Source organism: Flavobacterium luminosum (genome assembly GCF_023635005.1).
Taxonomy (GTDB): domain Bacteria; phylum Bacteroidota; class Bacteroidia; order Flavobacteriales; family Flavobacteriaceae; genus Flavobacterium; species Flavobacterium luminosum.
Window position 1 is genome coordinate 1 of the sequence record NZ_JAMLJM010000022.1, and the last position, 1,535, is coordinate 1,535.

The window sequence follows — 1,535 nt, forward strand, 5'->3', positions numbered from 1 at the left end:
ATTATACGATGAAGAGTTTGATCCTGGCTCAGGATGAACGCTAGCGGCAGGCTTAACACATGCAAGTCGAGGGGTAGAGTTAGCTTGCTAACTTGAGACCGGCGCACGGGTGCGTAACGCGTATGCAATCTACCTTGTACAGGGGGATAGCCCAGAGAAATTTGGATTAATACCCCATAGTGTAATTGGAAGGCATCTTTTGATTACTAAAGTTCCAACGGTACAAGATGAGCATGCGTCCCATTAGCTAGTTGGTGTGGTAACGGCATACCAAGGCGACGATGGGTAGGGGTCCTGAGAGGGAGATCCCCCACACTGGTACTGAGACACGGACCAGACTCCTACGGGAGGCAGCAGTGAGGAATATTGGTCAATGGGCGCAAGCCTGAACCAGCCATGCCGCGTGCAGGATGACGGTCCTATGGATTGTAAACTGCTTTTGTACAGGAAGAAACACTCCCTCGTGAGGGAGCTTGACGGTACTGTAAGAATAAGGATCGGCTAACTCCGTGCCAGCAGCCGCGGTAATACGGAGGATCCAAGCGTTATCCGGAATCATTGGGTTTAAAGGGTCCGTAGGCGGTTTTATAAGTCAGTGGTGAAATCTGGTCGCTCAACGATCAAACGGCCATTGATACTGTAGAACTTGAATTACTTGGAAGTAACTAGAATATGTAGTGTAGCGGTGAAATGCTTAGAGATTACATGGAATACCAATTGCGAAGGCAGGTTACTACGAGTATATTGACGCTGATGGACGAAAGCGTGGGGAGCGAACAGGATTAGATACCCTGGTAGTCCACGCCGTAAACGATGGATACTAGCTGTTTGGAGCAATCTGAGTGGCTAAGCGAAAGTGATAAGTATCCCACCTGGGGAGTACGCTCGCAAGAGTGAAACTCAAAGGAATTGACGGGGGCCCGCACAAGCGGAGGAGCATGTGGTTTAATTCGATGATACGCGAGGAACCTTACCAAGGCTTAAATGGGAAACGACAGGACTGGAAACAGTTTTTTCTTCGGACGTTTTTCAAGGTGCTGCATGGTTGTCGTCAGCTCGTGCCGTGAGGTGTCAGGTTAAGTCCTATAACGAGCGCAACCCCTGTTGTTAGTTGCCAGCGAGTCAAGTCGGGAACTCTAGCAAGACTGCCAGTGCAAACTGTGAGGAAGGTGGGGATGACGTCAAATCATCACGGCCCTTACGCCTTGGGCTACACACGTGCTACAATGGACGGTACAGAGAGCAGCCACTACGCAAGTAGGCGCGAATCTTCAAAGCCGTTCTCAGTTCGGATCGGAGTCTGCAACTCGACTCCGTGAAGCTGGATTCGCTAGTAATCGCAGATCAGCCATGCTGCGGTGAATACGTTCCCGGGCCTTGTACACACCGCCCGTCAAGCCATGGAAGCTGGGGGTACCTGAAGTCGGTCGCCGCAAGGAGCTGCCTAGGGTAAAACTGGTAACTAGGGCTAAGTCGTAACAAGGTAGCCGTACCGGAAGGTGCGGCTGGAACACCTCCTTTCTAGAGACGAAAAA

The 1,535-nt window shown here is 51.0% G+C and carries 1 rRNA gene; it reads left to right on the top strand.

Annotated features, from left to right (window positions below):
• The first annotated feature begins 5 nt into the window (after positions 1-5).
• Positions 6-1,521: ribosomal RNA gene (locus tag NAT50_RS12285) — 16S ribosomal RNA — on the top strand.
• The last annotated feature ends 14 nt before the right edge of the window (positions 1,522-1,535 follow it).